Source organism: Streptomyces sp. ISL-36 (assembly GCF_018614205.1).
Taxonomy (GTDB): Bacteria; Actinomycetota; Actinomycetes; order Streptomycetales; family Streptomycetaceae; genus Streptomyces.
Map to the genome: position 1 here is coordinate 1 of NZ_JAGGOS010000154.1, position 7,542 is coordinate 7,542.

Below are 7,542 nucleotides of genomic sequence, written 5' to 3' on the forward strand. Positions count from 1 at the left end.
GGGGCGGCGGCAAGCGCTGTCGCGGGAAGGGGGGGGTCGGTCAGGGGGGTGGCAGGTGCCGGGAGCGGGTGTGCGGGTCGCGTACGAGGAGGCCGAGGGCGGGGCCGTGCAGGGCGGCGTCGTCGGGCCGGGCCAGCAGGGCGAGGGCCGCATAGCGCAGGAGGGCGCGGTCGGCGCCGGTGGTGACGCGCCCCGCGACCAGCCTTCCGTAGATGGCCGCCGCGGCCCGGCGCTCGGGCCGGCCGTCGTCGTGCGCCCAGCGGTCGACGGCCCGGCACACGGCGGACGGCTCGTCCTCGGCGAGCGCGCCGAGCAGCCCGTCGGCGAGCGGATGGGCGGTGGCGACGAGCGCTTCGCACAGGTCGTCGACGGCCAGGTGCCGGTGGGTGTGCAGCAGCGCCTGCGCGGCGGTGGCGACGGTCGCGTGGGGCGCGGCGGCCAGCGGCCGCGCGTCGCCGAACCAGCGGCACAGCAGCGGCTGTACGCCACGGGGCTCGGCGACGAGCCGGGCGGCGACGGCGTCGAGGTAGCGGGGCGTCGCCGGGTCCGTCCCCGGCGCGGCGTCGGCGGGAACGACCCGCCGCAGCAGGTCCATCCGCTCGTCCTCCCCGATCCGCAGGGCCTCCCAGAACGCGGGGCCGAAGGGAGCGAAGGCGGGGGCTCCGGTACGGGGGCGGGGGGCCGGGCCGCCGTGTTCGGCGGCGGCGAGGCGGTCGGCGAGGTGGCGCAGGACCGCGAGGTGGGCCCGTGGGTCGTCGACGCGCAGAAGAGACTCGGCAAGGAGGCGGCCGCCCCACCAGGCGCCGTCCGTGGCGTCCAGGCCGGCGTCCGCGAGGCGGGTGAGCGCTTCGACCAGGCCTCGCAGGCGCGGCGCGAGGGCGGCGGGCCCCTGCTCCCGGTCCATCAGGAGCAGGGCCTGAAGGACGGGGCCGATGCGGTGGCGCGGTACGGGCAGCGTGCGCGGCGCCTCCACGGCGGGTCCGGACCCCACCGTCGACGCCACCGCCCCGTAGCCCGGGCTACGCGGCGCTGGGACACGCGCGCCCGCCGACCACCCGCCGAAGGCACCCCGCGGACCGCCCGGCGACACCACTGCCGAGCCCAGCGCGCCGCCGCCGACGGACACCTCGGCGGAGCTGTCACCGGACGAGGGCGCCGCTGCGGAGCCGTACCCACCGGACGAGTGCGCCGCTGCGGAGCCGTTCCCGCCGGACAGCGGCTCATCGGCCGAGCCGAGCTCACCGGGCCGAGCCCCTCCCGCCGAGCCGAACCCACCGGCCGGCGGCCCCTCGCCCGAGCAGGGCCCACCGGCCCAGGGCCCTCCTACCGAGCCGAACCCACCGGACAGCGCCCCTCCCGCCGCGTCGGGCTCACCGGACGGCGGCCCTCCCGCCGAGCCGAACCCACCGGCCCAGGGACCTCCCGCCGCGCCGGGCTCACCGGACAGCGGCCCCTCGCCCGAGCCCGAGACCCACGCAGCAGATCCGGTCCCCGCCGCCGGTGTAGCCCGGGGTGCATCCGGGTCGGAGGGGAGCCGGGCCGGCCGGGGCGGGGCGGTCTCGTGGAGGCGGTGGACCAGGGCGGACAAGGCGCCGTCCACGTCCAGGTGGGCGCCCTGGATCCAGTCCGCGAGCTCCTCGTGGCCGAAACGGTAGCCGGAGCCGGCGGGGACGACGAGGCCCTCGGTCAGGACGGCGGAGGCCCAGCCGCTCCGCCAGGGGAAGATCTCCTCGAAGGACTCGCGGTCCAGTTCGCCCTGCCCGGGGCCCAGGCACCGGCGGGCGGCCTCGTGGACCCGCCCCGCGACCCGCGCGGCGAGGCGGCGCACGGCGGTGCCCCGGACGAGGGGGCGGGAACCGGCGGCGATCCGTACCGCGATCCGCAGACACATCAGGTCCACGTACGCGCCGAAGATCTCCTCGCGGCGAGGACGGCCGGGCACGTGCCCGGGCAGCGCCGCCCGTACCTCGGCCAGCAGCCGCAGCGCGAGCGGATGCCGGGCGTCGGCAGCGGCCAGATCGGTGGCGGCGAGCCCGTACCGCTCGCGCACCACCCGCGCCTCGTCCTCCGAGAGGTCCCCGAGCAACACGGCGCCGCGGGGCGACAAGGCCCCGGCCTCACCGGCCCGGGTCCCCGCGCTCGGTCCGGTGGTCGGGCAGGGCCTGGCCGGTGGGGCCGGTCGGTGCAGGACGGACCGGCTGTAGAGGCCGCTCGCTTGCTCCCAGTACTCCGGGCGGCAGCCGAGCATCAGGCGGACCCCATGGGTTCCGAGCCAGTGCTCGGTTCCCTCGGTCCATGCGGCGAGTCGGTGGGCGAGCTGCGGAGTCATCTCCTCCGGGCCGTCGAGGATCACGAGCAGTGGGCGGCCGGCCGCGCGGGCGAGGGCCGCGGACCGCTCGGCGGTGGCGGTGGTGACGTCGCCGAGGGTTCCGGAGGTGGCGACGATCCGGCCGGCCTGGTCGAGGGCGCGGCCCACGGCGTCGGCAACCGAGGCGTCGGCGGCCCGCAGGTCGGCCCCGCGCAACCAGACCGTGGGGGCGGGTGCTGGGCCACCGGCACGGCGGGCGCAGTGGGCGGCAAGCGCGGTGGTGCGGCCGGTGCCGGGGGCGCCGACGAGCGCGAGGACCCTGGCCTGTGAGGCGGCGAACGCGGAGAACTCCCCGGCGAGCCCGGCCCGTTCGACGGGATCGGTCCACGCCCGTGGGGCGCCGACCGATCCGGTGGAGGTGGCGGTGAGCTCCAGGACGCCCGCGAGGTTGAGGTCCTGCCCGTAGCAGGGAACCGTGGCGGCGTTGCGTCGGAGCAGGGCGTCCAGCGCGCCGACGGACGTGAGGGGCACCGCGTATCCGGCGGCGTGGCGCTCGCCGCGCAGCGCGGTGCCGAGGACGGCGATCACGGCTCCGGTGGCGGGGTCGACGACGGGCCCGCCGGCGGCCTGCCCGCCGAGCCGCAGGGCCTCGGCGCCCTCGGTGCCGATGGCCAGCTCCAGGGCGTGGCCGATCGGGTGGAAACGGTCGGTGGCGAGATACGTGACGGAGGCGGGGCCCAGGACCCGTGCCTCCCGCCAGCCGTGCGCGGCGATCCGGACGTACGTCCCCGGCTCGATCTCCGTCCGGGCCGTGATCGGCAGCGGACGCGTCCCGAGCCCCTGGGTCCGTACGAGTGCGAGGCCCGACTCGGGCAGGGCGGTGACGGCGCCCGCCTCCACGTGGCATGTGCGTTCGCCGGGGCCGTGCGGGTCGGGGGCGCGCAGGACGAGCCGCGCGAGCCCGTCGACGGCCTCGTGGCTGGTGACGACCGTCCCCCGGTCGTCGGCGACGAACCCCGTGCCGCGCGGCCGGCCCGCCGGATCCCAGATCCGTACCAGCGTCGCCAGGTCCCCGCGTCCCATGGTGTCGACGGTAGGTCGACGGTGATCACCCCGAGAACCACACCGGGCGAACGCGCCCCCGGGCGCTCCCCGGTTCACTCCGAGCGCCTGCCCGAAGGGGTGAATATGCGGAACGCGGTGGGGAGAAAGTCCCGGAGGGGGGTCGTGGAGCGGGCACGCGCGCGTGCCCGCTCACGATGACCGGAACGGGGAGCGGGAGAGGACGGAGCGGCTCAGCCGAAGACGGCCAGGCTCCTGGCCTTGCCCTTCTGGTCTTCCACGAGGGCCAGCAGACGGCCCTCCGGTCCGAAGACGGCCACGGGCCCGGCCGGATACGACGGCATCTCCAGGCGGACGCCGTTGAGGAGCAGCTTGGCCCGCTTCTCGTCGACGTCCCAGCGAGGGAACGCCGCCGCGGCCGCGTCGGCGACCGGCATGACCGTGAGCTCCTCCTGGAGCTGGTCCAGGGTCCTGGCCGAGTCCAGCTTGTACGGGCCGACCCGGGTGCGGCGCAGCGCGGTCAGGTGTCCGCCCACGCCGAGGCCGGCGCCCAGGTCCCGGGCGAGCGCTCGGATGTACGTACCGGAGGAGCAGACGACGGAGACGACGAGGTCCATGACCGGCGTACCGTCCTCGGCGACCGCGTCCCGCACGTCGTACACGCGGAAGGACGAGACCGTCACCGGACGGGCCGGGATCTCGAACTCCTCCCCGCCGCGCACCCGCGCGTACGAGCGCTTGCCGTCGATCTTGATGGCGGAGACCTTCGACGGCACCTGCATGATGGCGCCGGTCAGCTCCGCCACGCCCGCGTCGATGGCCTCCCGGGTCACCTTGGAGGCGTCGACGGAGGCCGTGATCTCGCCCTCGGCGTCGTCGGTGATCGTCGTCTGGCCGAGCCGGATGGTGCCGAGGTACTCCTTCTCGGTGAGCGCGAGGTGACCGAGAAGCTTGGTCGCCCGCTCGACACCGAGGACGAGGACACCGGTGGCCATGGGGTCGAGCGTGCCGGCGTGGCCGACCCGGCGGGTCCGGGCGATGCCGCGCATCTTGGCCACGACGTCGTGCGAAGTGAAGCCCGACGGCTTGTCGACGATGACAAGCCCGTCGTGGGGGCCCCTCCCGGCGGTAGCCGGGGGAGTCTTGGTGGGCTGCTGGCTCATTCGGTGGTGGTGCCCTCTTCGTCCTCGTCATCAGGCTTGCGGTACGGGTCGGCGTCGCCGGCGTACGTGGCACCCGAGGACGCCTGTCGCACCTGGGCGTCCGAGGCCCGCGCCTTGTCGAGGAGGTCCTCGATCGTCTTGGCGGTCTCCGGGAGGGCGTCCGCGACGAAGGTCAGCGTCGGGGTGAACTTCGTCCCGGCCGCGGCGCCGACGGCCGAGCGCAGGATGCCCTTGGCGCTCTGCAGTCCGGCGGCCGCGCTGGCCCGGTCCTCGTCGTCGCCGTAGACCGTGTAGAAGACCGTGGCCTCCCGCAGGTCACCGGTGACGCGGGTGTCCGTGATGGTCACGTGCGTACCCAGGCGCGGGTCCTTGATGCCGCGCTGCAGCTTCTCGGCGACCACCTCCCGGATGAGGTCCGCCAGCTTCTTCGCCCGCGCGTTGTCGGCCACTGGTCCTTCTCCTTCTTTGCCTTGCTCAATCAGTCTTCATCAGTGTGGAGCCTGCGTCGTACCGACAACAGCTCCACCTCGGGCCGGGCGGCGATCAAGCGCTCGCACCGGTCCAGTACGTCGGTGAGGTGCCCCGTGTCCCCCGAGACCATCGCGACGCCGATCTCGGCCCGCCGGTGGAGGTTCTGGCCGCCGACCTCCGCCACGCTCACCGCGAACTTGCGCTGGAGCTCGGCGACGATCGGCCGTACCACGGAGCGTTTCTCCTTCAACGAACGAACGTCGCCGAGGAGCAGATCGAAGGACAGTGTCCCCACATACATGTATGTCCGGATGTCCCGCCGGTTCGGGTTCAGTGGCCCCGCCAACGACTTGGCAGGGACACAAGAACCGTACACGCAACGGCCGGGGCCGATCGACGGAAATAACTTCCGCCGATCGGCCCCTGCTCAACTCTGCGATCGGACGCGATCAGGCGCGCGGCTTCTCGCGCATCTCGTACGTCGCGATGACGTCGTCGATCTTGATGTCGTTGAAGTTTCCGAGGTTGATACCGCCCTCGAAGCCTTCGCGGATCTCGGTGACGTCGTCCTTGAAGCGGCGCAGACCCTCGATGTTGAGGTTCTCCGCGATGACCTTGCCGTCGCGGATGAGGCGCGCCTTGGTGTTGCGCTTGACCTCGCCCGAGCGGATGAGGACACCGGCGATGTTGCCCAGCTTGGACGAGCGGAAGACCTCGCGGATCTCCGCCGTACCGAGCTCGACCTCTTCGTACTCCGGCTTGAGGAGGCCCTTGAGCGCCGCCTCGATCTCCTCGATGGCCTGGTAGATCACCGAGTAGTACCGGACGTCGACGCCCTCGCGCTCCGCCATCTGCGCGGCACGGCCGGCCGCACGGACGTTGTAGCCGATGACGATGGCGTCGGAGCCCATCGCCAGGTCGATGTCGGACTCGGTGACCGCACCCACACCACGGTGCAGGACCCGGATGTCGACCTCTTCACCGACGTCGAGCTGGAGCAGCGAGGCCTCGAGGGCCTCGACCGCACCGGACGCGTCGCCCTTGATGATGAGGTTGAGTTCCTGGACCAGACCGGCCTTGAGCACCTTGTCGAGGTCCTCGAGGGACACCCGGCGGACGCGCTTGGCGAAGGCGGCGTTGCGCTCACGCGCAGCGCGCTTCTCGGCGATCTGACGGGCCGTACGGTCCTCGTCGACCACCAGGAGGTTGTCGCCGGCACCCGGAACGTTGGTGAGACCGAGCACCAGGACGGGAGTCGACGGGGTCGCCTCCTCGACGTTGTTGCCCTTGTCGTCGAGCATCGCCCGGACGCGGCCGTACGCGTCGCCGACCACCACGGTGTCGCCGATGCGCAGCGTTCCGCGCTGGACCAGGACGGTCGAGACGGCACCGCGACCGCGGTCGAGGTGGGACTCGATCGCAATACCCTGCGCGTCCTGGTTCGGGTTGGCCCGCAGGTCGAGCGAGGCGTCCGCGGTGAGGACCACGGCCTCCAGCAGGGAGTCGATGTGCAGACCCTGCTTGGCGGAGATGTCGACGAACATGGTGTCGCCGCCGTACTCCTCGGCCACCAGACCGAACTCGGTCAGCTGACCACGGACCTTGGTCGGGTCCGCACCCTCGACGTCGATCTTGTTGACCGCGACGACGATCGGGACGCCGGCGGCCTTGGCGTGGTTCAGCGCCTCGATCGTCTGCGGCATGACGCCGTCGTTGGCCGCGACCACGAGGATCGCGATGTCGGTCGACTTCGCACCACGGGCACGCATGGCGGTGAACGCCTCGTGACCCGGGGTGTCGATGAAGGTGATGCGACGCTCTTCGCCGTTGACCTCGGTACCCACCTGGTAGGCACCGATGTGCTGGGTGATGCCACCGGCCTCGCCCGCGACGACGTTCGTCTTGCGGATCGCGTCGAGCAGTCGGGTCTTACCGTGGTCGACGTGACCCATGACGGTGACGACCGGCGGACGGGAGACCAGGGCCTCTTCGCCGCCCTCGTCCTCGCCGAACTCGATGTCGAAGGACTCGAGCAGCTCGCGGTCCTCCTCCTCGGGGCTGACGATCTGAACGGTGTAGTTCATCTCGTCGCCGAGCATCTGCAGCGTGTCGTCGGAGACCGACTGCGTCGCCGTGACCATCTCGCCGAGGTTCATCATCACCGCGACGAGCGACGCCGGGTTGGCGCCGATCTTCTCGGCGAAGTCGGTGAGGGACGCACCGCGCGACAGGCGAATGGTCTCGCCGTTGCCGCGAGGCAGCATCACGCCGCCGACCGACGGGGCCTGCATGGCCTCGTACTCCTGGCGCCTCTGCCGCTTCGACTTGCGACCACGACGCGCGGGACCGCCGGGACGACCGAAGGCGCCCTGCGTGCCACCACGGCCACCCGGACCGCCGGGACGGCCACCGAAGCCACCGGGACGACCGCCGAAGCCGCCGCCACCGCCACCGGGACCACCCGGACGACCGCCGCCGCCACCGGGACCACCGGGACGACCGGCGAAGCCGCCGCCGCCACCGCCGGGACCGGCCGGA

5 protein-coding genes are annotated in these 7,542 nt (G+C 73.4%); all 5 read right to left on the reverse strand.

Translation table 11 applies throughout. From position 1 onward, the window contains the following. Positions 1–40: 40 nt before the first annotated feature. Entirely contained in the window at positions 41–3,391 is a 3,351-nt protein-coding gene (locus J7E93_RS37570; protein WP_251067406.1) for a trypsin-like peptidase domain-containing protein, read from the reverse strand. Between the two features lie 212 nt (positions 3,392–3,603). Then, positions 3,604–4,533, reverse strand: a complete 930-nt coding sequence (gene truB, locus J7E93_RS32490) for a tRNA pseudouridine(55) synthase TruB (RefSeq protein WP_215073622.1) — start codon at positions 4,531–4,533, stop codon at positions 3,604–3,606. Beyond that, complete coding sequence (rbfA, locus tag J7E93_RS32495) at positions 4,530–4,982, reverse strand: 30S ribosome-binding factor RbfA (protein WP_215073623.1); 453 nt, start codon at positions 4,980–4,982, stop codon at positions 4,530–4,532. The genes truB and rbfA overlap by 4 nt, the downstream gene beginning before the upstream one ends. Before the next feature lie 29 nt (positions 4,983–5,011). Next, positions 5,012–5,305 carry a DUF503 domain-containing protein gene (locus J7E93_RS32500; protein WP_215073624.1) on the reverse strand — a complete coding sequence of 98 codons (294 nt, stop codon included), beginning with the start codon at positions 5,303–5,305 and terminating at the stop codon, positions 5,012–5,014. Between the two features lie 148 nt (positions 5,306–5,453). Further along, positions 5,454–7,542: translation initiation factor IF-2 (gene infB, locus J7E93_RS32505; RefSeq protein WP_215073625.1), on the reverse strand; the 2,089-nt coding region annotated here is incomplete at its 5' end.

Excerpts from the sequence above, each read along its gene's own strand:
- J7E93_RS37570 (WP_251067406.1), bottom strand. The coding sequence starts at position 3,391 with ATGGGACGCGGGGACCTGGCGACGCTGGTACGGATCTGGGATCCGGCG.
- truB (WP_215073622.1), bottom strand. The coding sequence starts at position 4,533 with ATGAGCCAGCAGCCCACCAAGACTCCCCCGGCTACCGCCGGGAGGGGC.
- J7E93_RS32500 (WP_215073624.1), bottom strand. The coding sequence starts at position 5,305 with ATGTATGTGGGGACACTGTCCTTCGATCTGCTCCTCGGCGACGTTCGT.